Raw genomic sequence first — 25,251 nt, 5'->3', positions numbered from 1 at the left:
CCCCCAGCAGTGGTGGTCAGGCCCGCGATGAGGCGGTCCGGGCGCAGGGTGTCTTCCACGGCGTGGCCCTCGCGCAGGAACTCCGGGTTCCAGACGACATCGACGGCTTCGCCGGCGGGTGCCAGGCGCTGGGCGAGGGCGGTGACCTGGGCCGTGGTGCCGACGGTGACGGTCGACTTCCCGACGATCGTGCACGGCCGGTCGAGGTGGGGGGCGAGCTGGCGGATGGCGCCGTAGACCTGCCCGGTGTCGTAGGAGCGGCCGTCGGCGTCGATGGGGGTGCCGACGCCGATGAAGTGCAGCTCGGCGAAGGCGGCGGCCTCGCGGATGTCGGTGGTGAACCGCAGCCGTCCGCTCGTGGTGTGGCGGGCGAGCAACTCGGGGAGCCCGGTCTCGTAGATGGGGCATTCGCCGGCGTTGAGGCGGTCGACCTTGGCCTGGTCGACGTCGACGCCGATGACTTCGTGGCCGAGTTCGGCCATCGCGGCCGCGTGCGGGATGCCGAGGTGTCCGCAGCCGATGACTGAAACGCGCATTCCTTGACTCTCACTTCAGGAGGGGCCCGTGTGCGGGGCCGGGGAACAGCTCCCAGAGGCTAGCGCCGTTCCCCGGCCCGTGTGTCAGGCCTGGTCGGTTCCGAGGCTCAGCAGTCGCTCCAGCTCGCCGATCGCGGTGGCGGCCGTCTGGCGTACGACGACGTCACCGGTCTGCGGGGCCTCCAGCGGGTAGTGGAACCAGGATCCGTCCGGACGGGGGAACCCCTCGGGGTCGACGATGAACACCTTCAGTCCGGCCGCGCGGGCGCGCTTGGCCACCCAGCGCCGGTCGGCGTGCAGGCCGATCACGACCAGGGCCTTGGCGTCGGGGTGGAAGGTGACCGGCGGGATCCGCTGGTCGTAGCGGCGCATGAACTGCTCCTCGAACCCGGCGCGCGCACCCAGGCCGTCGAAGTTGTTCGTGATGAACGGCCCGACCATGTGCCCGGCCTCCTCCATGCGCTTGAGCGCGCTCAGGGCCGGAGTGACCTCGGCGTCGAAGCACGTCCGGTACATCTCCGACAGCTCCGCGACCTTGTCCTCGGTCTGGAGGAACATCTCCGCGAGCAGCGGGTCCCTCCCCGGGGCGAGCACGAAGGTGAAGCCCTTGCCGAGCAGTTCGTCCTCGATCGTGTTCACGTGGTAGATCTCGTGGAGGCGGTGCAGGGGCGGGATCCCGGCCTCGTAGGAGACGCCGCAGCCGACCTCGACCTGGAACGGCAGGAAGTCCGTCAGCTGCGCCAGGTCGTCGGCATAGACGGGCTGGCCGGGGGTGTCCTTGACGCGGACCCCGTGGTTGAGGACCTCCCACGGCCGACGCCGGACGGCCCGCGGGGGGAAGGTGTTCACCGACGTGAACGTGGTGTCGATGACCTCGTAGCCAGCCGGGAGCCTGCGGCCGGCCCGGAGGTCTTCCGGGTGCTCCTCGAAGCGGGTCATGTGCACGCGCAGGTCACCCAGCTCGAACCGGCCCGCCCCGGCCTGCTTCCAGCCGCCCTCGGCCAGCATGGCGTGGTTCTGCTCCCACGCTTCCTCGATCTCGCTCCTGGGCGCGGCCACCGAGTGGTACAGGTACATCTGGATCAGGGCGAGCGCGGGAGCCGCGGTGGTGTCCACGAGGCCGTACTGGTGCCAGTAGTGGACGATGCGCCGGCGGGCGTCGCCCGCCCCGCTCCAGCCGGAGTTGGCGGCGGTCTCCTCCTGCTGGGTGCGCCGCCAGATGCCCTCCTCCTCGAAGCGGGGCCGGTCGGCGGTCACGCCGTAGAAGTCGTGCCACTTGCGGAGCTGGTCCTCGTCGAGCTGGTCGATGACCGTGACGGGAAACTGCATGGTCTTCCTTCCGTCGAAGCAACCCGCCCTCGTGATGGGCGGGGCGGGGCTGGGTTAGCTGAGGGCGGTCACCGCGTCGGTGAGCGCGCCGGTCAGGAAGTCGATGTCCTGGCTGTCGCAGGTCAGCGGGGGCGCGACGACCAGGCCCTCGCTGCGCGGCTCGCCGGCCCCGGTGAAGGGGTAGAAGAAGACGCCTCGGCGCTCGCACTGCTGCATCAGGGGCCAGAGCAGGCCGGGGGCGACCTCCACCCCGTAGAGGTGGCCGATGCCGCGGACGTCCCTGACCGGCGCGCAGCCGGTCAGAGCCCGCAGGGCCACGCCGAGACGTTCGCCGCGCGCGGCGAACGTCTCGGCGTGGTCCATCGCCTCTAGCTCGTCCAGGACGCCGAGGCAGGCGGCCGCCTGGAGGGGGTGGGTGGCCATGGTTCCCATCGCGGGCAGGGGGTCCGCGTCCTTGTGGCGCAGCAGCGGCGCGAGCTCCGGCGCTACCAGGACCGCCCCGATACCGGTGTAGCCGGCGCCCAGGCCCTTGGACAGGATGACCAGGTCGGGCTCGCACCCGTCCCAGTGCCGGCTCGCCAACGGTGTGCCGGTGCGCCACAGCCCGGTCAGGACCTCGTCGTGGATGACCAGGACGTTGCGTTTCCGGCAGATCTCCGCGACCCGGCGCAGGTAGCCGCCCGGGGGTACGAAGGCACCGCCCGTGGTCCCGTTGACCGGCTCGATCAGGACCGCGGCAACGTTCTCGGCGCCCCGGCTGTCGATCGCCCGGGCCACCTCGCCAGCGCACGAGGCGTCGCAGCTGTGCCCCTCGTGGGCGTGGCCGTGCGTCGGCGGGTACGGCGCGGGAAAGGCGGGGCCGAGACCGCAGCGGTCCTCCGGACGGGGGTTGCGGATCTGATTGCCCGCCACTCCCAGGGTGAAGACGCTGTTGCCGTGGTACGAGAGGTTCGACGTCAGGATCTCCGCGCGCCGCTTCCCGTCACGGACCCGCACGATGTTCCGCGCCAGGCCCACGGCGACTTCCACGCCGAGGGTCCCGCACGTGGTCAGGGCGACGGAATCCTCCGGCCGGCCCACGGCCCGGCACAGGCGGTCCATCAGCTCCAACTGGATGTGCGGCTGGACGACGGCCGCGCCGCCGAAGGAGTAGCGGGAGAACTGCTTCTCGATGCGGGAGAACACCGCCGGGCTGCCCTGCCCGACGTTCACGCACAGCAGGCCGCTCGAACCGTCGAGGATCCGGCGCCCGTCGGCGAGGTGCAGCCAGGGGCCGTCCGATCCGACGGCCTCGAAGTCCGGCAGGGGCCTGGACGACGTCAATAGACGTTCGCGTTGCGGCAAGTACCGATCCACGGAGACATTCCCTTCCTGGGCGTGCACGGAGGAGGTGGGTGCCCGGCGCTGGTGAACCGCGGCAACTCCAAGACCACCGCAACGGAAGGCGGTACAACAGTGCGTAGCCCTAGGGCTGCAAGGAGTTTGCATCTCGTGCAAGTGCGGACGGCTGTGAGTGGCTCGGCGCCAGGAAGACCGCGCGGCCGTGGGGTATACCGGGGACGGGTGGTTATGGACGCAGGTCGAACGCCGCAGGTGAGCACCAGCGCGTCAGCGGCACCTGGCGAGGTGGTCCGCCGAACTCGCCGGACGCAGGGCATGACCTTGGCCCGGCTCGGCGCGCTGACCGGATACTCGGCCTCCCAGGTGTCCCGGCTGGAGCGCGGGGAATCGGCCATGACGGACGTCTCCGTTCTCCACAGGTTCGCCCAGGCCCTCGGCATTCCACCCCAGGACCTCGGGCTCGCACCGGGCTCCGGCGGTCAACCGGAGCCGTCCAGTCCCCCAACTGGGCCGTATCCGAACCTCCCCGCCCCTACTCTGGGATTCCCAGGTCACGACAAGGGGGAGGACCCGGTGCGCACGCGAAGGCAACTGCTCGCGAACCTCGCGGTCACCGCGGCGGCCGCCATGGGCGCCCCCGTCACCGGGTCCGTGCCGGGCAAGACCGAAGAGTCACAGCTCGGCGAGGCGCTCGTCGCCGGGCTGCGCGACGCGATGCTGGGACTCAGCCGCGCCCCCGCGGACACACCCCTGGAACTCCTCGCGGCAGAACTACGACGTGCCTCCGCCGAATTCAACGACTGCGCGTACTCCAGCCTCGCCCTCCGGCTTCCCCGTCTGATCCGCGCAGGGCACCAGTCCACCAGCGACAGCTTCCGCCTACTGGCGCAGGCGTACCTCCTGGCGACTCGAATTCTCGTCAAGCTCGACGAAGCGCAGCTCGGCTGGATGGCAGCCGACCGCGCGCGGCAGTTCGCCACCGCCGGCGGTGCACCGGTGGCGGTGGCGGAGGCAGCCCGTCAGCAGGCCGTCCTCGCCCGCAAAGCGGGCTGGCACGACCAGGCCCTCGCCCTCGCCCTGAACGCCGCTGACGACCCGGCCCTGCGTGAACTCGGCAAGACCGGGATCGCCCAGAAGGGCCTGCTGATCCAGTGCGCCGCCTACACCGTCGCCCACCAGCGCGATCAATCCGGCATGCGCGAGCTGACCCGCGAGGCCGCCGCCATCGCCAAGAGCCTGGGCGCCGTCACCCACCTGCGGGACACCAACGGCGGATTCAGCCAGGCGACCGTCCAGCTGCACCTGGTCTCGGCGGAGACCACCGCCGGGGACCCCTCAGCGGCCATCGCCGCCGCTGACGCCCTCGCACCCCAGGAACTGCCCACTACAGAGCGACGCGCGCTCTACTTCACCGACCGGGCGAAAGCCTTCGCCCAGTGGGGCCGGCGCGACGAATGCATCCGCGCCCTCCTCCAGGCCGAGTACTGGGCCCCTCAGGAGACCCACTCCCGTCCGGCCGTGAAGTCCCTCGTGTCCGGCCTGCTCGTATCCGGCCGGACCACACCCGAACTACGAGGCCTCGCGGCACGTACCGGCGTCCCGCACAGCTGAGCAGCTCGGCCTGCGACACGGTTCGGGTGGCGGGAGGGTGAGGCGGGAAGCCTGCGCTCGACAGCGAGGCGCACCGGGGCCGGCGACCACAGCCTGGTCGGCGCCCGCAATGCGATCCGCTTTGAGCCTTCGCAAACAGGGTTCGGACTGGCGGCTGCCGTCGCGCGCCGCGCGACCGGGGTGCGGAGCAACGGCGACAGGGTGCGTACGAGCGCCTGCGTGACCTCTCCGGCGCGCACGGGGGGATTTCGACGGCGACCGGGTGGCGCCTGAACCCGGTGGTGGCGATGGGTGCGCGGCCAGGGTCTGGTGCACGGGCAGGCCGTCGCATAGCGCCTGTGTTTGGGCATGGCGCTGCCCGGCCGGTGCTGTCGGCTCCGGCCGGGCGGGGTGGTGCGCGTCGGGGTGGGTTAGTTGGGGACGGCGAGGATGCCGTCGCGAATCTCCCAGCCGTCGGCGTCGACGAGCTCGCTGGGAAGGATCCAGTGGTCGCAAACGGGGCTGGTGCAGTGGAGGGCTGCAGTGCTCGGCTGGTAGGCGAAGTGCCCGACGTCGCAGCATCCGCAGCGCGGGTTGATCCATTCGGTGAAGACCGGCTGCTCGGCCTCCTGCGTGAGCAGGAACTCGCGGATGGCGCGGACCATCGCGTCGCCGTCCTGGGCCAGGTTGCGGGCGTCGTCCGTGCCGGAGTCGAAGACGATCCAGAAGTCGTCGGTGCCCCGGAGGGCGCATGCCTGGAGGCTGTGGTGGTCTCTGACGGGGTAGCAGATGTCGACGTCTCCGTTGGTGCGGCTGGTGCCGGTGACGGTGATCTCCCAGGGACCGACGGTGCTCGTGAGGAACTCCGCGCCGTGCACGGCCTCGAAGCCGTGGTTGGCGAGTGCGGGGAGGAGGTAGCTGTGGAGGGGCTGGCTGGCGGCGGTCTCGCCCGGTGTGGGGTGGTTCTCGGCGGTGGGGTTGAGCGGGTCGGTCACGGTTCTCCTTGAGGCTGGCGGGTGGCGTCGGGTGGGGCGGGTACCGGTCGCCCCACCCGACGGACGCAGTTCTTTCGGTGGGGGAGGCTCAGAGGACAGCGGCGACGCGCGCACCGAGCCACTGGGCGACGTTGCAGCTCACGGCGTTGCCCGCCTGCTGCGTCTGTTCCGTCTTGTTGCCGCGCATGATGTAGTCGCCGGGGAACCGTTGGGCGGCGAGCTGCTCGCGTGGCTGGAGCATCCGGAAGTGGCAGTCCTCGACGCTCAGAGCCTGCTCGACGGTGTCGGCCGGGGTGAGCACTCCGGCGGAGTCACGGGTGGCGAGGGTAAGCATCGGCCAGCAGCAGGCCCAGCAGCCGCTCACCGAAGCCCTCCGACCGATCCTCCTCGATCTCCTCGCCCATAGCCCGCTTCGCCGATCCTTCCTGCTACCACCCCGGTCACGCCTGCGCACAACGTGGCCTCGGAAGCCCGCTTGAGTGCCTCATTACGCCAAGCGCGGCATGTCGGCCCACGGCATCCCCCAGTTCGAACTGCTTATGGTGACGGACTCGGACCTCGCCCCCAGGCGGCCCAGACGCAGGTCCGTGTAACGGATCCCGCCTCCGGGGTGCCGCTCCATCGAGCGCAGCGCTGCCGTGTTCCGGGCACCGGGACATGGGGACGATGCCGCCACAGTCGTGCTGCCTGCACACGCACACACGCACTCTTCCTCGGGCCTGCGTAGGGAAGGCCGTGGCGGACCGGCCCCACCGAGCCCGCGCCTGCGGTGCGGCGCGCAGGCGGGCGGGCCAAGCCGGCGTCACGCGCAGGCCGCCCGACTTCCACTGGAACCGGCCGATCGCCCGCACCTCGCCGAGCGCCGCCGACGGCACCATGCCGGGTGCGGTCAGCCGCTGGACCGATGCCCCGGCCTACCCGGCCGCCAGTTCGACCAGCGCTTCGGCGTCCTCGACGGTGGAGCAGCCGGACAGCCGGTCCTCCCCCTCCACGTCGTCCGCCAGGACCAGCACCGGGTCGTCGAGACGCACGGTGCGCGTACGGCCGCGGGGGCCGGCCACGGGCGGCGTGACCGCGGGAAGGGCGGTGGGGATGCCGATCTTGTCGTGGGCGAGGAGCCAGGCGGGCCGGTCGAACTGCGGATGCGGCTCGGCGCCTGCCACGTATGTACTCCCTGACGCCACGTCACTCATGCAGACCCTTTTCGCGATTTGCAGACTATTGCTACGTAATATGCGGAAATGCTCCCCCGTGACGACCCATCACCACCTCTGGCACGGAGCATCTGCGCCCCTGCCGGGGTGAGCCCGCGTGCCGGCACAGGCGGTGGGCCGCCGGCCCTGACCAGCAACAAGAGAGGTCCTGCTATGGCATTGGATGTCATCCGGTCGGCTCCACCCGACACGAGCCCTCAACGCAGTCTGCTCAAACGGGGAGCCCTTGCCCTCCTCCCCGCAGCGCTCCTGGCGTCGGCCGCCCTGGTCCCGACCCTCGCCCACGCCGCAGAAGCCCCTGTATTGCTGGGGACCACCGCCAGTTACGGGGTCCTGGCCGGTTCGACGGTCACCAACACGAACCCCACCGTCATCAACGGCGACCTGGGCCTCTATCCGGGCACGTCGGTGACAGGCTTCCCGCCCGGCATCGTCAACGGAGTGACGCGCGTGGCCCCCAACGCCGCCGCCGCTCAGGCGAAGTCCGACCTCGTCGTCGCCTACGACGACGCGGCAGGCCGGGGGCCCGGGACCATTCTCGCTTCGGACGAGATCGGCGGACTAACGCTGACGCCCGGCGTCTACACGGCCCCGGCGACCCCGCCGTCCCTGCAACTCACCGGGACGGTCACCCTCGACGGCCAGAACGACCCCAACTCCGTCTTCATCTTCCGGATCCCCTCGACCCTGACCACGGCTTCGTCGAGTGTCGTGGCCCTCATCAACGGAGCAAGTGCCTGCAACGTGTTCTGGCAGGTGGGCAGCGCCGCCACCCTCGGCACGACCACCCAGTTCAAGGGCACCATCCTGGCCATGCAGTCCATCACGCTGAACAACAGCGCCGTGATCGAAGGCCGCGCCCTGGCGCGTGAGGCCGCGGTCACGATGGACAACAACACCATTACGAGGCCGACCTGCGCCGCCGGCCCGCCCGGACCTCCCGGACCGACGGGCTCGCCTGGCCCGACGGGCTCTCCCGGCCCCACCGGCCCTCCCGGCCCGACGGGTGAGCCCGGCCCTCCCGGCCCGACGGGCCCCCCTGGCCCGTCCGGTAGCCCCGGCGCGCCTGGTGCCCCCGGCCCGTCCGGCAGCCCTGGCGCACCCGGCGCACCCGGTCCCGCCGGACCCACCGGTTCTGCCGGACCCGTAGGACCCGCGGGACCTGCTGGACCCGCCGGACCGGCAGGACCGGCAGGACCTGCAGGACCGGCGGGTCCGGCGGGTCCGGCGGGTCCCAAGGGGCCTCGCGGCGACAAGGGCGAGAAGGGTGACTCGGGCGACCACGGCCACGGCCACGGCCACGGTCACGACGACGAGGGCGACGAGGGCGACGAGGGCGAGCACGGTCACGACGACGACCACGGTCGCGACGACGACCACGGCAAGCCGCCCGGCCACGGGCACGACGGCCCCGACGACCACGGCAAGCCCGGCCACGACCAGGGCAAGCCCCCGTGGGCCGACTTCCTGCCCGGCGGCCTCGACGACATCCTGGGTCAGTTCCGCCCCGGCCACACCGCCAAGAGCGTCAACTTCGCCCCCGTGAGCGCCGCCACCGACCGGCAGCCGAAGGTGGCGTCGCAGAACCTCGCCGCGACCGGCTCAAGCAGCGAGGCGGGCATCGCGGCCGCCACCGCAGTCGCGCTGGCCTTCATCGGAGGCTCGGCCTTCTTCGCCATGAAGCGGACCCGCCGAGGTGCGACAACCCGACAGGACTAGCCAGCACATGGCAGGCGTGACAGCCTCACGCCTCTGACCGACCGGTCTCGACATCGCCCGAAGCCGAGTCCCTGGACACGTCGTCCAGGGGCTCGGCTTTCGATGTCAGGATGCGTACCGCACAGCACTCACGGGTCCGGCGGGGACGGCGTGCGGGCGTCTGGGCCAAATTCCTTGCCGCCGTACGCCTTGTTGGCTTCGTTGATGAAATTCCGGGTACCGTCCGGGCTCAGCGCCTGAGCCTGCAGGTGTGCATACATATCGCTATAGAGCCTGACGTCGGATCGTTTCTCCAGATAGAGATCGCTGGTGAACCTTTCCAAATACACCAAGCTCGCGTCGGCGGCGTCGGCGAACTCGAGCAGCGCGAACTGCCCCGAGACGCCAGGGTGCGCCCCCACATCGTGGGGGAGAACCTGCACGGTGATGTGCGGCTGGGCTCCGATGTGGATCAGATGGTCCAGCTGCTCGCGCATGACCTCGCGGCTGCCTACGGCGCGCCGCAGTGACGATTCGTCCAGTACGGCCCATAAGCGCAGTGGGTTGCCCCTGGCGCCCAGCCGGCGTTGGCGCCGCAGCCGTACTCGAAGGCGCGTGGCGGCCTGTTCGGCGGTGACCCGAGGGATCGTTCCTGCAATGACCGCCCGGGCGTAGGCGGGGGTCTGCAGCAGGCCGGGGATCACCAGGGGCTCGTAGCATCGGATCGCCGCGGCCTCGGCCTCCAGGCCGATGTAGGCGCCGTAAGGGATGTCACCGTAGGCGTTCCACCAGCCCTGCTGCCCCGATTCCCTGGCGAGCTGCATCAGGTGGTCAACGAGCCTCCGGTCCTGGACTCCGTACAGCCTGCAGAGATCGCGCACATCCCGCGGCTTGATGAGGCGACGGCCGTTCTCCATGAGGCTGATCTTGGGCTGGGAGATCAGCAGGCTCTCCGCCACCTGCGGCGTCGTCATGCCTCTCATCTCCCGGAGCCGACGGAGCTCCGATCCCAGCCGGCGCCTGCTGACGGTGGGATTGACATTGACACCCACGGACCGTGTACCTCCGCTCAAAAGGACCTAGCGAGGCCAGCAGATTGTCACGGCCAGCGGCCACTCGGCTCCACCTTTTCAACGTGTCGCACATGGCAATGGACGCTGAGCAGAGAACCTCCTCAGCTTCGTACTATTTCCCACCTTCACTTCCTAAATAAATTCACACTGGCCATATTTTCCATTGTGGATAAACCGCATGCCGGTACAGGTTTCTGCGCAATATGCCAGGCCATGGAGATACGCCCCCGAGTGCGGCCAGATGCATACCCCGTCTTGTTGCCCGGTGGCCGGACAACAAGACGGAAGCCGGCCCCCTCCTACGCGGCCGGCTCGTAGACGACGGTGGTAGTGGAGCAGTCTTCGGCGAGTCCGAGGAGAGCCTGCCGCTCGGCCTCGTCGACGGCCGGGCCCCAGCGCAACTTCGTGCCGACCCAGGTCGCGGCGTAAGTGCAGTGGTAGGAGCCGTCCGAGGGCAGCCAGTCGGCCGGGTCCTTGTCGCTCTTGGAGCGGTTGGAGGCGGCGGAGACCGCGATCAGCGTGTCCGGGCTGTTTTGGTCGTTCGCGTACGCCTCCCGCCGGGCCGCACTCCACGGGGTCTGTTCCGAGTCGTAGACCGCGGCGAGCGGGACGAAGTGGTCGACGTCGAGGCGGGCCGCGTCGGTGACGACCAGGTTGTCGTATGCGCTGCGCCAGGTTCCACCTGTCAGCTTGCAGCCGGCCGCGACCTGCGGGGCGCCGACGGCCTCGGCGAGGATGACCTCTTTTCGGGTGTCACATCCGTCCGTAGATCCCGCGTGGACCTGCGCACGGGCGTGCCCGAGGACGACCGCGTGGCCGAGGGTGGCCAGTGGGGGCCCGGGCGGACGGTCCGGGCCGCCGTGATCGTGGCGCTCCTCCAAGGCGCGAACACCACGCAGACGGGCGCTGTCGCCTGCCTGCGGCTCGCCGGGGCACGGATATCAGGGCACCTCAACCTGGCCGGCGCCCAGATCGCTCACGCTCTCTGGCTGGAGGACTGCTGGTTCGAGGCGGGCGTGGACCTCTCCGGAGCGTCGACCCAGTCGATTGCGATAGTGGGCAGCCGAGTAGCGGGCGGCGTGGAAGCCGGCTTGATCCGCATCGAGGGACGCCTTGACTTGCGGGGTTCCCGCCTGGGAGGTGGCTCTGTTTCGCCCTTCCACCGCGGGGTCACCGCCTTGTCGCTCATCAACGCCCATGTGAGTGGCGCCGTGAACCTCAGCGGCGCTGAGATCACCGCACCCGAGGCATGGGCGGTGTCCGCCGGCGGACTGGTGGCGGAGGGTGGCGTCTACTGCGAGGACGGATTCGTGGCGAACGGTGAAGTCCGTCTCATGGGGGCACAACTGCCGGGCGGACTGCACATGCGGGGCGCACTACTGGAACGCCCCGGCCGGCGCGGGGTGGCGCTCGCCCTGGACAACGCCGTGGCCTCGACGCTCGACTTCTCCGACGGGTTCGTCGCGAACGGGACCGTACGGCTGCGGGGTGCCCGGATCTCGGACAACCTGACCTTTGAAGGAGCCGTCCTCAACGGGCCGCCCGACGGCCGCGGCCCGTCATTGGTCGCCCTGCTGATGCAGGCGGTCGACTTCGACTTCACCCTCGCCCGGCAACCGTCCGCCGCCGTGGACCTGCGGGGCGCGCAAGTCTCCTACCTCCACGACAGCGACCACAGCTGGCCGAAGGTGGTGGAGCTGGACGGCTTCGTCTACGGTTCCATCAAGGTGGATGAGGCGGGCGAGCGGCGGGAGGCCGTGGGACGGCGGGACTCCGTGGCCCGCCGCGTGGCGTGGATACGACGCAGCCCGGGCTGCAACCCCCAGCCCTATGAACAGTTGGCGAGCTGGTACCGGAAGGCCGGCCACGACGACGACGCCCGCCGCGTACTCCTGGCCAAACAGCGCCATCGGCGTCGAACCCTGCCCACGGCCGCGCGCGCGTGGGGGCACCTGCTCGACGCGACCGTCGGTTACGGCTACCGCCCCTGGCTGGCCGGCGTCTGGCTCCTCGCGCTGACCTTGCTGGGCACGCTGTCCTTCGGCACTCGCTCCCCCAACCCGGTCAAACAAGGCGAGGGCGCCCCCTTCCAGCCCCTTGTCTACACACTTGACCTTTTGATCCCCATCGGTGGTCTGGGTCAGCGCACGTCCTGGTACTGGTCGAACGACAGCCTTCAGGCGCTGGCCTACCTCCTGATCGCCTTCGGCTGGGTGCTGACGACCGCCGTCATCGCGGGTGTCACCCGTGCCCCGCAGAAGAGCTAGCGGGCGACAGCTGAGTTCAGGCGCCTCCAGCAGATGAGTGCGCATCCGAGGGTGAGGAAGGCTTCGTGGATGTCGTCGCGTATCTCCCAGCGGATCCGCAGGCGGCGGAACCAGTGAAGGTGGGCGAACGCGCGCTCCACGACCCAGCGTTGCTTGCCCAGACCGGAGCCGTGCTCGGTGCCGCGGCGGGCGATCAGGAGCTTTACACCGAGGTCCCAGACGAGCCGGCGGTACTTGTCGTAGTCGTAGCCGCGGTCACCGAGCACCATGTCCGGACGGCGCCGGGGCCGGCCGCGCTTGCCCCGGACCGGCGGCACGGCCTGGAGGAGTGGGATCAGCTGGGTGACGTCATTGCGGTTCCCGCCAGTCAGGGTGGCAGCGAGCGGGATGCCGGTGGCGTCGGTGATCAGGTGGTGTTTGCTGCCCGCCCTGCCCCGGTCAACGGGGCTTCGTCCGGTCTTGGAGCCCCCTTTAACGCCCGGATGTGGGAGCCGTCGACCGCCGCCCGGGAGAAGTCCAGAGCATTCGCGCTGCGGAGCTTGGCAAGGAGGACCTCGTGCAGCCGGGGCCACACACCGGCCTCAGTCCACTCGGCGAGACGCCGCCAGCAGGTCATGCCCGACCCGAAGCCGAGCTCCTGCGGCAGGTGTTCCCATGCGATCCCGGTGTGCAGGACGAACAGGATGCCCTGGAACACCAGCCGGTCCCGATGCCGCTTACGCCCGGGGTGCCGGGCCCGACGCTCGACCTTCGGCAGCAGTGGGCCGACCACCGCCCACAGCTCGTCGTCGACGTTCCATGGCTTCGGTCGAGCCACCCAGCACCCCCGGATCATCAGTCCCCGGGTGATCCAACCATCTTGAAGATCATTTCGTTAGGAGTTCTAAGGGCTGGCCCGTAAATGATCTTCGGGTCGCCTCGGGCACGGCTGGTCGCCGTTCGGCCCGTCGGCCTATCCGGCGGGGGCGAGGTTGTGCATGCGGGCGATGCCGAGCACGGCGTGGTGGACGCCGTCGCCTTTGAGCCGGCAGTCGCGGAGAATTTTCCAGGTCCTCATGCGGGCGAAGACGTGCTCGACGCGGGCCCGGACTTGCTTGTGGGACCTGTTGTCCGCCTCTTTCCAGCCGGGCAGGTCTTCGTCTTTGCGGCGTCGGTGGGGCATGACGAGTCCGGTGCCCGGGTAACCGGCGTCGGCGATTGCGGTGGTCTTGCCGACGGCGGCTTTGGCGCCGGATTCCTCCCATGCCTTGCAGTCGTTGCGGTTCCCGGGCAGGGGCCGGCCGACCACGACGACCAGACGGGTGTCGGCGTCGATGACGACCTGGTGGTTGGTGGAGTACCGGTAGTTCTTCGACCGCTCGGCCACGGCGTGGTCACGGGTGGGGACCAGGGTGCCGTCCACGATGAGCACGGTGTCCTTCGCGAACCGCTTGCGGGGCTGGAGCGCCAGCATCGGCCCGAGGTGGTCGATGATCCGGTCCGCCGCCGACTTCGACACCCCGAACAGAGGGGCGAGCTGGCGCATGGTCAGGTTCGTGCGCCAGTACGCTGCAACCAGCAGGACCCGGTCCTCCAGCAGCAGGCTCCACGGCCGGCCCTTGCGGACCGCGTCCGCACCCTGGCGCCGCAGTGCGGTCACCAGCTTTCCGAAGGCGCGCGGGGTCAGCCCGGTGAACGGGGCTGTCCAGGAGGTCTCCGACGCGGTGATCACAGCAGCCACACCAAGATCATCACATCCGGGATCGGCAGCTCCTGGGCAGCCTTGTGTCGACCGTAGAGTGCGGTCATGGACGAGATCCCCTGGTTCGAGTACGAAGAGGACGACCTGGACGTCGCCCAACGCGCCTTCGTGGACGTTCTGGCCGACCGTGCGGCATCCTGGCTGGTGGACCCACTCGACACTGTCGTCCTGCCCTCAGCACACACCCTCAACAGCCAGTTGATCGCCTATCTGGACATCGGTGACACGCAACGCAACTGCGGAGTTCTGACCGTGGGCGCCTGCTTTGACGGGTCCCTAGTCCGTGGGGGCAGACTTCACAATCAGGACTTCACTGTCCAGCAGGCCGCAAGTGAGTTCACCTTCGATGCAGCGGGATGCCCTGCGGAGCTGGGGAGCAAAGCGGCAGAGTGGTTCGAAGCGGTCCTCGCTCGACCTCTGGTTCGCTGGGAATGGCACCACAAGGGAAGGATGTACGCGGTCCGCTACGAGTACGCAGATACAGGGCGAGGCCTCAGTGAGGGCTTCGAAGACTCACTGGCCCCCGACGAACTACGGAAGAGGCTGGCCGCAGACGGCGTGACTCGAGGCCGAGGCCGGATCAATCGTGCCGGCCTCGGCCAACCAGACGTGATCGCACATGTCCGAGGCGTCCGCCCCGGTCAGTAGTTACGGGACAACCCTTAATGATCATCAAGTTTCGACGGCAAAGATCAAAATTCGATGACACAGGACAGCAGACGGGTCTGCACGGGTGGGGTGGCTCGCGTCGACTCGACCCAAAATTCGAGCATCAGATCTAATAGGAGGGGCGTCCGAACTGGGGCGGGGTCATCTGCCGAGCGCGACCGGGCCGAGGTCGGGCGGTAGGTGGCGTACGGCCAGTGCCACGGCCTCGTGCGGTGTGGCGAACAGGCCGAGGTCTGGAGTGATGAAGCCCCTTCCCACTCCGTACATGCCGTCGCTGCCCGCGGTCAGGCAGGGTCCGCCCAGGGTCAGGCTCGGGCGGGTGGTGGCGGAGAAGCGCAGCGCCCAGTGACTCGTGAACGGGTAGAGGGCGCGCAGCGCCGGCTCGGCGTACGCCGCCTCGATCAGGGCCTGGTACGACTCCTGCCAGGCGTACTTCAGGTCGGCCGCCTCCTGGCGCATGCCCTGCCACTCGGATTCCGTCAGACGCACGGGGTCGTTGTCGGGCACCTCGAACCGGCCGGTCAGGTGTACGAAGGGGGCCACCCGGCGGATGTCCTCCAGGGGCGCCCCGTCGTGCCACGCCCTCGCAGCCCTGGCGACTTCCGCCAGGTCCTTCGTCTCGCCGTCGACAAGGAGCAGGCCCTGGAACGGCTCCTCGCCCCGGATCGACCACTGTTGTTCGTGCTGCCCTGCGCTGATCCGCAGCGGCTCGCGGTGCGGCAGGGTGCTCGCGACGGACGCGTGGAGCAGCGGAGCGCTGTCCGAGGACGTGACGGGGACGGCGTCGAGGCGGCCTTCCGCCTCGGCCCGAAGCGCGGTGGCGAGGCTGCCGCAGGTCGCGACGTCGGGGTACAGAACGGCGGGATCAGGAAGGGCAGGCACGGCTCCTGAGTATGCCTGACCTGCTGATTCCAGGAGCAGGCAGACCGGCTCACTCACTGATCGCGGATTTCTGCCGCCTGGTCACCCTGGAACCAGCCTTTGCCCTCTTCCTCGCTCACTCCGCCAGCCAAGACGCTCATCCGCCATCTATCGCGCTCGGTCCCAACTCTGAGCATCGTTGTCCTTGGGGGCCAGATAGCGCGCTCAGTCACACATGACCACCCCCGCACCCACCCCGAACCGCCCCAGACCCGCGACCTGGGCACCGAGCCCGCGGGCGGGGAGCTGGCCGCGTGGGCGGGCGCGGCAGGAGCCCGGCTCCTTGCGCCGGGCGCCTCAGTTCCCTGGGAGCGGGCTTCGTCGAGCCCGTTGCCGTTCCGTGCAACGGTGATCGGGCAGTGACTCCAGGTTCGCGCACCGCACGGTCGTCCCGCAGGCCGCGCACTCCACCTCCCCCGTCGCAAGCCACTGCCGGTACCGGTCCTGTTCCTCCTCGGGCCTGTCCTTCCCCGCGGCCAGGGGGTCGGGTACCTCCACCAGATGGCCGATACCCCGGTCCAGGGCCTCCCGGACAGCCGGGGGAAGCCCGTACGCGTTGACGTAGCCGCGGCACATGGCCTCGCGGGTACCAGGCGGAACGTCCTCGCCGAAGGTGCGGTGACAGACCACGAACCCGTCCTGCTCCGCCCGGGTCTGGCTGATGAACTCGGCCCGGCGGCCGACAGGGAGCCGGATCGCGGTGCGTGCCGGGTTCAGCACGCAGGTGCCGCAGCGGTCTTCGAGGACGCGGATCTCGCCGGTGACCGCCTCCGCCACACCGCCGGCCGCGGGGACTTCCTGTGCGGCACGCTCCATCGCTCCGCCCCGCGCCAGCGTCAGGCACCCGGGGCATCACGACTCACCGGGAACGTCCAAGTCCACTCGACCTCACGGCCGACCGAGGGCACGGAGTTCCCGCCAACTTGAAGCCCCAGGTCAAGGGGCTGGTGTGATCGGTCCTCGGGGTACTCGTGCTGGTCGTGGGCGGGAGTCTGAGGAGAAGATCGTCCGTCAGCGGTTGACTTCGAGGTTCGTCAGGACGAGCAGAGCGCACAGGAGTCGGGTGGCCCGGGCTGGATCGGTTCGGAGCTTGGTGAGGACCCGCCAGTTCTTGAGGTGGGCGAAGCCGTGCTCGACTGGTGCCCGTCCGATGGCGAGGACGCGGTTGGCGGTCTTCTGGCCTGGAGTGAGCTTGTGGGTACGGCTGGCGGCGTATCCAGTGATGATCACGGGATCGCAGATGTCGTTGTCCAGGCCGCGGAAGCCGAGGTCGGCCAGTGCCCCGAGGCCAGCGGCGCGCAGGTGGGCCAGGATGTGGTCGTGGCGGGCGGCGGTGTTGTCGTGGGTGCGGCCAGGGCGGCGGATATCCAGATCAGGCGCGCGTTCTCGTCGGTCAGGGCGAGGAAGTGCAGGCCGTGGCTGCGGTGCTTACCGGAATAGTTCTGCCGGTCGGCTCTTCCGGTGCGGCGCCTGGTACGGATGAGGGTGCCGTCGACCAGGAACACTTCCCCGCCCTGCTCGGCGACCCGGTTGAGGGCGCGGTCCAGGCGCGGTGCCTGGGCGGCGAGCAGTCCGATCAGCTCGTCGCGCCAGCGGCGGACGGTGGACTCGGACACGTCGCTGCCGCCGGCCATGTCGGCCAGGCGCTGGTCGTGGACAGCGACAGACGGCACTGGTAGACAAGCTGGCAGGTGTCCTCGGCGCGCTCTTTGGTATTCGTCACACAATTCCAACGGCCACCGGGGGCGCCCTGGTTACGCCCGTTCCGAGCCGCTCCGAGTGGCCGTGTTGCTGGTCATAGGCGGGTGGTGAACCGGCCGTCGGGCTGCTTCCGCAACCAGCCGCGATCGACGAGTCTGACCAGCTTGCTGCGTAGCGGTTCCAGCTTGGCCTTCACGGTGACGTCCACCCCCACCACCTCGCCGACCTCGCGGGCCACGACCGGTCCGGCAGCTTGCCGTACGGCGGCGAGGATGCGCGGGTAGTCCGGCGGGAGCATCGCCTTCTCCGCGCTCGACGTGCGGTGCGGGATCAGCATCACCGCCTGCCCACCCACCTGCCCGGGCACTGGCGCTGCCGAGGCGCGTTCGCCGGCAAGCTGTTCGCTCACCCGCTCAAGGACGCGCTCGGCCACGGCGAGTTCGTCCCGCTCGACCCGTACCTCCGCCAGCTGCTTGGCCAGCAGTTCTTCGAGTTCGTCCAGTTCCGCGCGCCGCGCGGTGATCCGTTCCAGCAGCTCGGGATCCAGCATGCACCGGATCGTAGAAGATAGCCGATCTGTAGCGAGCGGGAATCGGATTGTTCAGCTACCTGAGCAGGAGCGAACCGCATCGTCCCAGGCACCAGGACTGCGGTAGTGGTTGTTGTGTCCTGCGGCAAGCACGTGACGCAGTTCGGCAAGGTACTGGGTGTTCGTGGGAAGATTTAGCTGGTCGAGGAGGGCCAGTGCGGCGGCCGGTTCCAGGTCACCGTAGATGTCGTGGAAGCTCGCCCGAAGCCCGCGGAAGAGAGCTGAGTGCAGGGCGGGAAGCAGCGCGGCTGTGCGGAAGCCGGCTCCTTCACCGTCCAGCGCACCGGGCCCGAACACTCCAGAACTCGATGGGCTCGGCGGAGCAGGGCTTCCGATCGCTCGGCCACCACTCGGTCGACGTCCTTACCGAGGACCTCAGCGAAGGCCGTCGCGGAAGTGGTGGGGTCCTCGAACCAGTCCACCCACAGCGAGTAGGTAACGGCCTCGACGTCCCGGTCCGCCTCCAGCCGCTGGCGGTAGCCGTCCCACAGCACGTCGGCCGGCAGGGGGCCCTCCGCGTTCCCATCCGCGAATCGGATCTCGCACGTGACCCAGTACTCGTCGAGGAGATCCAGCAGCCCGAAGGCCAACCGCACCTGGTCAGCTGCATTCAGGTCCTCGGCGAATACATCGCCAGCCCATGAATGTGCCACTTGGTTGGCGGTGAGCAGCACGTCCGGCTTCTCGTCACTCACCCACCCGTCGCGTACCTGGCGGATGCCCTGATCAGCCAGCCAACGCCGTGCCGCCTCCACGGCTTGCGTATCCATCCCGGCAGTATGGCAAGCCTCGCAAGATCCGAATGAAACAGCCGAACGCTATCGACAGAACCGGCGTGGAGCCCCGAATCACCCCTTGGCGGACGATTTTCCCCACAGACTCCCGCCTACGACCAGGGTGAGCACCCCGGGCGGGTCGCACCAGCCCTTTGACCTGCGACTTCAAGTTGGCGGAGGCTCACGGACCCGCACCACGCGTAGAGGGTGTGACAGGCCCCGGTGGATGGCGAGGGTGCCGAGGGCGAGGTTCACGTCGCGGGTCCGGCCGGTGGGGGCGCTATTCGGCGCGGTGGGCTTTGTGCGGGGTCACCCGCAGCTGTGCTTTCGCGGGAAGTCTCCGGCCGGTGGACCGGCGGGCGCGTTCCAGCGGTCCATCGTTCAGCGCCCTGAGGACGGGGCCGGGCTCGCTGTCGGGGGTGAGGGTGAGGTCCAGGTGGGCTTCGGGCCGGCTCGGCGGCCCGACCATGCGTGCACGGGCCCGGTGGACGCCGGGCAGGTGCCGGGCGTCGGCTGCGAGAGCGTCACGGAGGGCGCGCTCGCGCAGTTCCACCCCGTCCACGGCAGGGGGGCCGCCTATAGGGGTGTGGCCAGGTCGGGTGCGGCGCAGTTGCGCCAGCAGCCACCACAGGGCGAGCAGGAGGACGACGGCCAGGACGGCGATGACGGCGGGCCACCACCATCCTTCCTCCGTCCAGCGGGTGCGGTCGGCGTCGTCGAGCAGGACTCCGCCGGGTGTGGTCAGGGGCCAGCCGTCTGGTGGTGTCAGGTGCCGGCGCCGGTACAGGTCGAAGCTGCCTGTCAGTATCAGGAGGCCGGTGCCGAGCAGGACGATGCCGACCAGGGTCAGCAGGACTCGGTTGACGGCGGATTTCGTCTTCATGGGATCCCTCTTCTGTCACGCTCGCCGGCGACCGTCCGCGGACGGGTATTGCAGGTCGGTTCAGATCATTTCGGTCGGGCTCGGACCCGCACGTTGAGCCGGGGAGCGTGGGCGAGGGCACATCGGTCGAGTTCCTCGCGCAGGGCCACCACGAGATCGCTCTTGACCTCGGCAGCGGCGCGGAAACGCACGTCGGCGCGGGCCCGGACGCGGTGCTGGAAGACGCGGATCTTGGCGGCGCTGACGCCGGGGACGCGCATCGCGGCGTCCCGCAGCAGGAGTGCCGCGGCGTCGCGTTCCAGTACGGCACGCATCTGGGCGTCGGGAGTCTTGAGGGGAAGTTGGTTGCGCAGCCCGGGGGTGAGTGCCAGGAGGATCAGCCAGAGGCCGAGGAGGGCCATGACGGCCGCGCCGATCCGTATCGAGACGTCATCCAGCGGGCGGGTGGCCAGTTCGTCGGCCAGGCGCGTGCGCCAGGCTGCGGCCGGCCGGCCGGCCCGCACGCGGACGACGTCGAACAAGAGGGTCCCGGCCGCAACTGCGACGAGCAGGGCCGTCAGGGCAGCGGGTACGCGGCGTACGGACCACGGGCGCCTGGTGGTGGTCGGCAGCGGGCCGGCGGAAGGTTGCTTGGCCGGCTGCCCCGCCGTGCGGGAGGTGACCTCGTCGGCGGAGACGTGCTGCTCCCCTTCGGCTGCGGCGAACTGTCCGCGGTCGGCCGCCGAGGGGTGCTCCCGGTCGGCCGGGCGGTCTTGGTCTTGTTCCATGCCGGGCTCCTTGGGATGCGGGCCGGTTTACTCCACGCGTCGCTGTATGGGGCCCTCGGCCTGAACCAGACCCTCGATGGCGAGGGTGACCTCGGTGATGCGCATCCCGGTCAGATGGGCGACCCTGTCGCTGACGTACTGCTGCACCTGACGGGACGCAGTGGCCAGGTCCATCGGGTAGGGCATCTCCAGCGTCAGGCCCAGCCGTGCCGTGCCACCGCCGGTCGTGACCGATGCGTGGGGAGCGGCCAGTTTCGCGTGAACGGCTGAGGTGTCCGTCTGTTTGGCCAGTGCCTCCTGTGCGGCGCGGACCGCGAGCCGGGCCACGACCTTGTCCGGGATCAGCGTGGCCCCGCGTTCGGCCGTGGGCAGGACCCGCCTGGAGGGGCCTGATACTTCCCGGACCGCGGCGGGGGCAGGGTGCCGGCTCACAACCGGTTCCGGGAACGCGTGAAGTCGGACATCTCCAGGTCACCCTGCAGCACGCGGCCGACGATCAGGCCCACCAGGCCCAGGAACGCCACGAGCAGAAACGCCCAGAAGCCGCCGAAAAATGCGGCAAAGCCCAATGCCATGCCGGCCGCCAGGCCCACGGTTGCTGCGCTCATTTCACTCACCTGAATTTCGCGTCGGTTGATTCTTCGCTCGGCAGGTGCGGGATGCGAGGGTCACTGAACGCGCCCGTCGCCCGCCCCCTCGTCCTCGTCGTCGGGCAGGCGGACGTCGTCGACCGCGATGTTCACTTCCACGACCTCGAGGCCGGTCATACGTTCTACGGCCGTGATGACGCTGGTGCGCACGTCGGCGGCGATGTCCACGATGGCGACGCCGTACTCCACGACCACGTCAAGATCCACGGCGGCCTGCCGTTCGCCCACCTCGACCTTCACGCCGCGGGAGACGCTGCTACGGCCGCCGGCGACCTTGTCGCTCACCGCCCCGAGCGTGCGGGCCACACCCGAGCCGAGGCTGTGAATGCCCGGTACCTCGCGGGCGGCCATTCCCGCGATCTTTTCGACGACGCTGTCGGCGATGGTCGTCCGTCCCCGCGTCCCGGGGACCGTTCCTGCGCCGGTGCGGCCCGTGAGGGCGCTGCTCACAGCAGGCGACTCACTCCCGCCTCCGGCGGGGCTGATGGTGTCCGACATGAGGACCTCCCCAGAAGGTGCGTCCGGGCGCCGGTACGGCGCTCATTCCTTATGACACCTCGCACCGTCATTCCTCACACGGCATTCCTCACACGGCTCAAGCCGCGCACAGCGCCTACCATCGAGGAGTACGTACGCAAGCCGTGACCAGCGCCTCCAGCAGGTCTTCGGCAGGAAGCGAGCGGCGGATGCGCAATCGCAGCGATCCCCGACCCCCGCTCGGCGCAGGACCCCCGACGCGGCCGCCAAAGCCGCCGTCCGACGTCGCCGCAGAGCAGGCCCTTGCCGACACCCTGGACGACGGCGTGCTCGCGGTCCGGGCCTCGGAAGGCGATGAAGACGCCTTCGCCATCCTCGTCCGCCACCACAGCGGCCGGTTGCTCGCCCTCGCCCGGCATCTCCTCGGCAATCGGACGGACGCCGAGGACGCGGTCCAGGACGCCTTCCTCAGCGCCTGGAGGAGACTGCCGGAATTCCGGCACAGTGCCTCCTTCGGTACCTGGATGTACCGGATCGTGACCAACCGCTGCCTCAACACACTGCGCCATCCACCCCGCCCGCTGCCCCTGGACACCCTCCCCGAAGCCGCCGACGTGACCGCGGACACCTCACCGCCCCAAGTCGCCGAGACGAGCGCTGCGGCGGCCGCCCTGGCGAAAGCGCTCCTGGGATTGCGCCCTGAGCTCAGGGTGTGCTGGGTGCTGCGGGAACTGCACGGCCTGCACTACGACGAGATCGCCCACATTGTGGGCTGCAGCGAACCAACGGTGCGCGGCAGACTCTTTCGCGCACGACGCGCTCTGATGGAGGCGATGCGCCCATGGCGCTAGACGACCCGCACGCCACCTCCGGCCGCGCGCCCGAAAGGGCACGGGCCCTCGGGACCGAAGCGCCGCAGCGCCCCGACGCCGAGGCGCTGGCCGGCGGGGAGCTGCTGCCCTGCGGGCGCCCTCTGGGCCGTGCCTGGAATCAGGCCCGCGACGCGGCCGACGCCGCAGATCCGCACAGCAGCCAGTGCCCCTACTGCCGCGACGCCATCGAAGGACTGACGGCCCTGGACCGGGCGACCAGGGCTCTGCGCGCCGAGGAACAGTCCGACGGCCAAAGTCTCGCCACCCGGATCATCGATGCGGTCCGCGCCGAGGCTCGGCTGGGCAGCCTGCTGTTCCTGGACGACCCCGACCGCGACCTGCGTATCTCCGAGCGCGCCGCGGCGAAAGTCCTGCGCCGGGCTGCCGACACGGTGCCCGGCATCCGCGCCGCCAGCTGCCGCATGACCCCCGCGAAGGGCAGCCACGCCGTCACCATGACGTTGGCAGCCACCCTCGACCAGCCGTTGCGAGGACGAGCGCAGGAAGTACGCCGAGCCGTCCTCCACACGGCCGAGCACATCCTCGGCCTCGCCGTCACCACCGTGGACGTGGAGATCAACGCCGTGCTGGAACCCTCCCGCGTACCGGCGGACGGGCGGAGCTGAACCGACGATGACCACCTCCCACCGCGAGAACATCCACCGAGCGGCAGCGAGAGCCGCCCTCGACGCTCCGGGCATCGCCGCGCTCCAGCCCACGCTCGCCGACCGGCTGGCCCTGGCAGCCTTCCCCGCGCACCGGGCCAAGGCCGCAGGAGCCACCCCGTACCACGAGGCCGCCGGTATCCGCTGCGAACCCACTGCGGACGGCGGCTGGAACGTGGAGGTGCGCTGCATCCTGCACGCGGACCGCCGCGTCGTCGATGTCGCCCGACAGCTCCGCGAAGACGTGCGGACCGCCGTCGCCACCTACCTGGCCCGGCACGGCTCGGCCGCACCCGTCACCGTCATGGTCACCGTCACAAGCACCGTGTAGACCGCCCGTACTCCACACCCCGGATCTCGCGAATGGGAGGGACTGCAAAGAGAACCGGGTGCGTCGCTCCACTGACCTGATGAGCTGCGCGCAGGCCCAGGAGGCCGCCCTCCGTGTCCTGGCCCAGCATGACGTTCCCGCGGTCGTGGTCGGGGATGTGCTGACGGTGGTGAGCGAGCTCGTGTCCAACCGCTGCGGCACGCTGGAGGCTTCACCGGCCTGCGGACAACCGTCTCGGCCGGGCAGGTCATCGTCGAGGTGTCCGACCGCTCCACGCTCCAGCCCCAACCGCGGCCGCCCTCCCCTCACACGCCCATCATCGCCAACCTCCCCACCACCCACCCCGGTCACTCTCCCGCCACCTGAACCACAGCCCCTCGGAGCCTGCGGAGACGTCGGCCGCGCCCGCTGCGGTGAGACGGCCGGGTCGTGAGTACGGTGCACCTGCCCCGACTGGCCCACACCGCGGGCGGAGCCGACGGGCACCTGGCAGGGTGGCAGGGCGACGAGAGGTCCACACCGGACGGGGTCGGCCGGTCGACAGCCACCCCGGCCGGTCCCTGCCACCGGCTTCCCCGGTCCGGTCGTAGACGGACGTACTTGCACCGGAGCCCGGGTGGGTGACCTGGATACCCGCGTGCGGCACGTTCCGCCGGGGCCGGCCGCGCGCGGGGCGGGGATGCCCGCGCCCATCGACACCTTCTGCAATGGAGACAGCCCGTGCTGGAACGCAAGCAGGCCAAGGGCCGGACCCAGGTCACCTTCCGGCTGCCCGGGGACACCCCTGAGGGGCCGGTGAGCGTGGTGGGGGACTTCAACCACTGGAACCCTGCCGCCCACCCGCTGCAGAACCAGGGCGACGGCACCCGTAAGGCCACCGGCGCCCTCCCGGCCCACAGTGCCCACTCCTTCCGCTACCTCGCCGCCGGCGACTACTGGTTCAACGACCCCGCCTCCGACGGCCACGACGGCCCCAACAGCCGCATCCACACCTGACCGGCACACGGCCGACCGCACCCCCGGCGCCTTGCCCGGGACGGGGCGCTCTAGGTGTGTTGTCCCGGGACGTTGGTGACACGCGTGCTGGGTTCTTGAAATGGGTGAGGGCCTCCGGGTTCGGTGTGGATTGCGACATCTGCACCTAGATCAGGAGGCCCTCGTGGTCCACCGTAATGCCCCGCTGACCGAGACCGGACGACTTCGCCTGGCGCGCTGTGTCGTCGACGACGACTGGCCCGTGCGGCGGGCAGCGGAACGCTTCCAGGTCAGCCACACCACCGCGGCCCGCTGGGCCCGCCGCTACCGGCAGCTCGGCATCGCCGGAATGAGTGACCGCTCCAGCCGACCCCACCACCAGCCGCGAAAGACACCGGCCGAGGTCGAAGCCGAGGTACTACGACTGCGGCGCGAGCACCGCATCGGCCCGCTGCGGCTGGCCATGCGATGCCGCATCGCGGCCTCGACCGCCCACCGCATCCTGGTCCGCAACGGCCTGCCGCCCCTGGCCGCCCTGGACCGGGCGACCGGCGACCCCGTCCGCCGATATGAACGCGCCCGCCCGGGCGAACTAATCCACATCGACGTCAAGAAACTCGGCCGGATCCCGGACGGCGGCGGCCACAAAGCCCTGGGCCGCGCGGCCGGCAGCCCCAACAAGGACCGCCGCAACGGCGCCGGATACGCCTACCTCCACACCGCACTCGACGACCACACCCGCCTCGCCTACACCGAAGACCTGCCCGACGAGACCGCACCGACCTGCGCCGGCTTCCTCACCCGGGCCACGGCCTGGTTCGCCGCACACGGCATCACCGTCGAACGCGTCTTGACCGACAACGCCTGGGCCTACAGCAAGAACACGTGGCGCCAAACCTGCCGTGACCTGGGCATCCAGCCGCGCTGGACCCGGCCCTGGCGGCCGCAGACCAACGGCAAAGTCGAACGCTTCCCCCGCACCCTGCTCGAGGAATGGGCCTACCAACGGCCCCACACCTCAGACCACGAACGGATGGAAGCGTTCACCGACTGGCTGCACTGGTACAACTACCACCGACCCCACACCGGCATCAGCGGCCACACACCCGCCAGCCGCGGCACCAACCTGTCCGGACAACACACCTAGGACCTGTCCGGTCGATCACCCGACCACCCCGGACAGCCGTCATC

29 protein-coding genes and 1 pseudogene are annotated in these 25,251 nt (G+C 70.0%); 9 read left to right on the top strand and 21 right to left on the bottom strand.

The genetic code is table 11. The annotated features are described in order from the left end of the window. From D1J60_RS36150 to D1J60_RS36140, 3 genes are all read right to left on the bottom strand, one after another. Positions 1–536 (bottom strand): NAD(P)-binding domain-containing protein (locus tag D1J60_RS36150; RefSeq protein WP_164721122.1); only part of this gene is annotated, 536 nt, incomplete at its 3' end. An 84-nt stretch (positions 537–620) separates the two neighbouring features. Beyond that, complete coding sequence (locus D1J60_RS36145) at positions 621–1,865, bottom strand: hypothetical protein (RefSeq protein WP_125824712.1); 1,245 nt, start codon at positions 1,863–1,865, stop codon at positions 621–623. Between the two features lie 54 nt (positions 1,866–1,919). Continuing rightward, on the bottom strand, positions 1,920–3,188 hold the full coding sequence (locus D1J60_RS36140) for an aminotransferase class III-fold pyridoxal phosphate-dependent enzyme (RefSeq protein WP_164721121.1): 1,269 nt from the start codon (positions 3,186–3,188) through the stop codon (positions 1,920–1,922). A gap of 246 nt (positions 3,189–3,434) precedes the next feature. On the opposite strand from D1J60_RS36140, the gene D1J60_RS36135 reads away from it, so the two are divergent. Beyond that, entirely contained in the window at positions 3,435–4,817 is a 1,383-nt protein-coding gene (locus D1J60_RS36135; protein WP_125824710.1) for a helix-turn-helix transcriptional regulator, read from the top strand. A 410-nt stretch (positions 4,818–5,227) separates the two neighbouring features. Here the strand turns inward: D1J60_RS36135 and D1J60_RS36130 are convergent, their stop codons facing one another. The 3 genes and pseudogenes from D1J60_RS36130 to D1J60_RS36120 form a co-directional block, all read right to left on the bottom strand. Next, positions 5,228–5,791: a hypothetical protein gene (locus tag D1J60_RS36130; RefSeq protein ID WP_125824709.1), complete on the bottom strand. Its 564-nt coding sequence runs from the start codon at positions 5,789–5,791 to the stop codon at positions 5,228–5,230. Between the two features lie 88 nt (positions 5,792–5,879). Further along, positions 5,880–6,128: pseudogene (locus D1J60_RS36125) on the bottom strand (DNA cytosine methyltransferase); the annotation flags it as partial. 577 nt (positions 6,129–6,705) lie between these two features. Continuing rightward, complete coding sequence (locus tag D1J60_RS36120; protein ID WP_125824708.1) at positions 6,706–6,954, bottom strand: hypothetical protein; 249 nt, start codon at positions 6,952–6,954, stop codon at positions 6,706–6,708. Positions 6,955–7,308: 354 nt separating this feature from the next. Between D1J60_RS36120 and D1J60_RS36115 the strand changes: the two genes are divergently transcribed. Beyond that, a complete protein-coding gene (locus D1J60_RS36115) occupies positions 7,309–8,724 on the top strand; it encodes an ice-binding family protein (RefSeq protein ID WP_241253698.1) in 1,416 nt (471 codons plus the stop codon). 128 nt (positions 8,725–8,852) lie between these two features. Here the strand turns inward: D1J60_RS36115 and D1J60_RS36110 are convergent, their stop codons facing one another. Both D1J60_RS36110 and D1J60_RS36105 read right to left on the bottom strand, forming a co-directional pair. Next, positions 8,853–9,755, bottom strand: a complete 903-nt coding sequence (locus tag D1J60_RS36110) for a helix-turn-helix transcriptional regulator (protein ID WP_125824706.1) — start codon at positions 9,753–9,755, stop codon at positions 8,853–8,855. Between the two features lie 320 nt (positions 9,756–10,075). Further along, positions 10,076–10,657 carry an HNH endonuclease family protein gene (locus D1J60_RS36105; protein WP_241253697.1) on the bottom strand — a complete coding sequence of 194 codons (582 nt, stop codon included), beginning with the start codon at positions 10,655–10,657 and terminating at the stop codon, positions 10,076–10,078. On the opposite strand from D1J60_RS36105, the gene D1J60_RS36100 reads away from it, so the two are divergent. Then, positions 10,637–12,043, top strand: coding sequence for an oxidoreductase (locus D1J60_RS36100; RefSeq protein ID WP_241253696.1), 1,407 nt, complete (start codon positions 10,637–10,639; stop codon positions 12,041–12,043). The genes D1J60_RS36105 and D1J60_RS36100 overlap by 21 nt on opposite strands. Here D1J60_RS36100 and D1J60_RS36095 read toward each other — a convergent pair. Then, positions 12,040–12,878, bottom strand: a protein-coding gene (locus D1J60_RS36095) for an IS5 family transposase (RefSeq protein ID WP_241253695.1) whose coding sequence is annotated in 2 segments (ribosomal slippage) — positions 12,040–12,515 and positions 12,515–12,878 — 840 coding nt in all. Because the reading frame shifts where the segments join, the coding sequence is not laid out codon by codon here. The two genes, D1J60_RS36100 and D1J60_RS36095, sit on opposite strands and share 4 nt — an antisense overlap. Before the next feature lie 117 nt (positions 12,879–12,995). Further along, positions 12,996–13,763, bottom strand: a complete 768-nt coding sequence (locus D1J60_RS36090) for a transposase (protein ID WP_125824704.1) — start codon at positions 13,761–13,763, stop codon at positions 12,996–12,998. Between the two features lie 66 nt (positions 13,764–13,829). On the opposite strand from D1J60_RS36090, the gene D1J60_RS36085 reads away from it, so the two are divergent. Continuing rightward, positions 13,830–14,432 carry a hypothetical protein gene (locus D1J60_RS36085; RefSeq protein WP_125824703.1) on the top strand — a complete coding sequence of 201 codons (603 nt, stop codon included), beginning with the start codon at positions 13,830–13,832 and terminating at the stop codon, positions 14,430–14,432. A 162-nt stretch (positions 14,433–14,594) separates the two neighbouring features. Here D1J60_RS36085 and D1J60_RS36080 read toward each other — a convergent pair whose 3' ends face one another. From D1J60_RS36080 to D1J60_RS36035, 11 genes are all read right to left on the bottom strand, one after another. Continuing rightward, complete coding sequence (locus D1J60_RS36080; protein WP_125824702.1) at positions 14,595–15,335, bottom strand: DUF6193 family natural product biosynthesis protein; 741 nt, start codon at positions 15,333–15,335, stop codon at positions 14,595–14,597. A gap of 336 nt (positions 15,336–15,671) precedes the next feature. Continuing rightward, positions 15,672–16,190, bottom strand: coding sequence for a hypothetical protein (locus D1J60_RS36075; protein ID WP_125824701.1), 519 nt, complete (start codon positions 16,188–16,190; stop codon positions 15,672–15,674). Positions 16,191–16,385: 195 nt separating this feature from the next. Beyond that, positions 16,386–16,688, bottom strand: a complete 303-nt coding sequence (locus D1J60_RS37615; RefSeq protein ID WP_241253712.1) for a transposase family protein — start codon at positions 16,686–16,688, stop codon at positions 16,386–16,388. Continuing rightward, positions 16,601–17,047: a hypothetical protein gene (locus tag D1J60_RS38495; RefSeq protein WP_241253694.1), complete on the bottom strand. Its 447-nt coding sequence runs from the start codon at positions 17,045–17,047 to the stop codon at positions 16,601–16,603. The genes D1J60_RS37615 and D1J60_RS38495 overlap by 88 nt, the downstream gene beginning before the upstream one ends. A 122-nt stretch (positions 17,048–17,169) precedes the next feature. After that, positions 17,170–17,625: a hypothetical protein gene (locus D1J60_RS36065; protein ID WP_206436696.1), complete on the bottom strand. Its 456-nt coding sequence runs from the start codon at positions 17,623–17,625 to the stop codon at positions 17,170–17,172. A gap of 173 nt (positions 17,626–17,798) precedes the next feature. Then, a complete protein-coding gene (locus tag D1J60_RS36060; RefSeq protein ID WP_241253693.1) occupies positions 17,799–18,434 on the bottom strand; it encodes a hypothetical protein in 636 nt (211 codons plus the stop codon). Between the two features lie 286 nt (positions 18,435–18,720). Continuing rightward, on the bottom strand, positions 18,721–19,323 hold the full coding sequence (locus D1J60_RS36055; RefSeq protein WP_125824700.1) for an alkaline shock response membrane anchor protein AmaP: 603 nt from the start codon (positions 19,321–19,323) through the stop codon (positions 18,721–18,723). Positions 19,324–19,388: 65 nt separating this feature from the next. Continuing rightward, positions 19,389–20,090, bottom strand: a complete 702-nt coding sequence (locus tag D1J60_RS36050; RefSeq protein WP_241253692.1) for a DUF6286 domain-containing protein — start codon at positions 20,088–20,090, stop codon at positions 19,389–19,391. A gap of 27 nt (positions 20,091–20,117) precedes the next feature. Beyond that, positions 20,118–20,522 carry a hypothetical protein gene (locus D1J60_RS36045; RefSeq protein ID WP_241253691.1) on the bottom strand — a complete coding sequence of 135 codons (405 nt, stop codon included), beginning with the start codon at positions 20,520–20,522 and terminating at the stop codon, positions 20,118–20,120. After that, on the bottom strand, positions 20,519–20,698 hold the full coding sequence (locus D1J60_RS36040) for a hypothetical protein (RefSeq protein WP_125824699.1): 180 nt from the start codon (positions 20,696–20,698) through the stop codon (positions 20,519–20,521). The genes D1J60_RS36045 and D1J60_RS36040 overlap by 4 nt, the downstream gene beginning before the upstream one ends. A gap of 60 nt (positions 20,699–20,758) precedes the next feature. After that, the gene (locus D1J60_RS36035) at positions 20,759–21,238 is read right to left on the bottom strand and encodes an Asp23/Gls24 family envelope stress response protein (protein ID WP_125824698.1); all 480 of its coding nucleotides are present in this window, start codon (positions 21,236–21,238) and stop codon (positions 20,759–20,761) included. Positions 21,239–21,426: 188 nt separating this feature from the next. Here D1J60_RS36035 and D1J60_RS36030 point away from each other — a divergent pair, with 188 nt between their 5' ends. The 5 genes from D1J60_RS36030 to D1J60_RS36010 all read left to right on the top strand — a co-directional run bounded on the left by D1J60_RS36030 (position 21,427) and on the right by D1J60_RS36010 (position 25,207). After that, on the top strand, positions 21,427–22,068 hold the full coding sequence (locus D1J60_RS36030; protein WP_125824697.1) for a sigma-70 family RNA polymerase sigma factor: 642 nt from the start codon (positions 21,427–21,429) through the stop codon (positions 22,066–22,068). After that, positions 22,059–22,715, top strand: a complete 657-nt coding sequence (locus D1J60_RS36025; RefSeq protein ID WP_125824696.1) for a hypothetical protein — start codon at positions 22,059–22,061, stop codon at positions 22,713–22,715. Before D1J60_RS36030 ends, D1J60_RS36025 begins: the two co-directional genes overlap by 10 nt. A 7-nt stretch (positions 22,716–22,722) precedes the next feature. Next, complete coding sequence (locus D1J60_RS36020; RefSeq protein ID WP_125824695.1) at positions 22,723–23,085, top strand: hypothetical protein; 363 nt, start codon at positions 22,723–22,725, stop codon at positions 23,083–23,085. A gap of 720 nt (positions 23,086–23,805) precedes the next feature. Then, entirely contained in the window at positions 23,806–24,081 is a 276-nt protein-coding gene (locus D1J60_RS36015; protein WP_125824694.1) for an isoamylase early set domain-containing protein, read from the top strand. Between the two features lie 163 nt (positions 24,082–24,244). Beyond that, complete coding sequence (locus tag D1J60_RS36010) at positions 24,245–25,207, top strand: IS481 family transposase (RefSeq protein ID WP_164721120.1); 963 nt, start codon at positions 24,245–24,247, stop codon at positions 25,205–25,207. The last annotated feature ends 44 nt before the right edge of the window (positions 25,208–25,251 follow it).

The sequence above is a fragment of the Streptomyces sp. W1SF4 genome (assembly GCF_003950035.1).
GTDB lineage: Bacteria > Actinomycetota > Actinomycetes > Streptomycetales > Streptomycetaceae > Streptomyces > Streptomyces racemochromogenes.
The sequence above is the reverse complement of the archived record's forward strand: the minus strand, read 5'-3'. Positions and strand labels throughout refer to the sequence as shown.